Source organism: Stenotrophomonas sp. YIM B06876, assembly GCF_030711595.1.
Lineage (GTDB): Bacteria > Pseudomonadota > Gammaproteobacteria > Xanthomonadales > Xanthomonadaceae > Stenotrophomonas.
The window spans coordinates 1-634 of sequence record NZ_JAUJUJ010000466.1 but is presented as its reverse complement, the minus strand read 5'-3'; the positions used below and the strand labels follow the sequence as shown (position 1 = coordinate 634).

The 634-nt window shown below is 63.7% G+C and carries 1 protein-coding gene; it reads left to right on the top strand.

Translation table 11 applies throughout. From position 1 onward, the window contains the following. Positions 1-244 precede the first annotated feature (244 nt). Positions 245-634: YebC/PmpR family DNA-binding transcriptional regulator (locus tag QZH66_RS17955; protein ID WP_305807168.1), on the top strand; the 390-nt coding region annotated here is incomplete at its 3' end.

Sequence of the window (634 nt, the reverse complement as noted above, 5' to 3'; positions counted from 1 at the left end):
TGGCGGCGGTGATGAAAAAACCCAGCCACAGGGTGTTGAGCAAGGGGACTCCGTCGGGTTGGGCGATAGAAATGGAATGAGCCGGCATTCTCGCCAATAGGCACATCGCCGGCTCGGTGGGGCCATGGTGTTACTCTACAAGGTTCGGCTGTGCGCCACGTTTTGCCTGCAAGGCGCGTTTGCACGCCGCCCCCTCCAACCCCGCCAGGCGCCTTTGCGCGCCGCAATACCAAGGAACATCGCCATGGGCGCCCAGTGGAAAGCAAAAGGTAAAGCACAGGCCGCAGATGCCAGAGGCAAGCTGTTTGGCAAGCTGGCCAAGGAAATCATGGTCGCCGCGCGCGGTGGTGCCGACCCGGCCGGCAACTCGCGCCTGCGCCTGGTGCTGGAGCAGGCCCGCAAGGTCTCGATGCCCAAGGAAACGCTGGAGCGCGCCATCAAGAAGGGCTCGGGCACGGGCGCCGACGCCGTCCATCTGGAACACGTGATCTACGAAGGCTTCGCACCGCACCAGGTGCCGGTGATGGTCGAATGCCTGACGGACAACGTCAAACGCACCGCGCCGGAAATGCGTGTGCTGTTCCGCAAGGGCCAGATGAGCGCCGTGGCCTGGGACTTCAACCATGTCGGCATG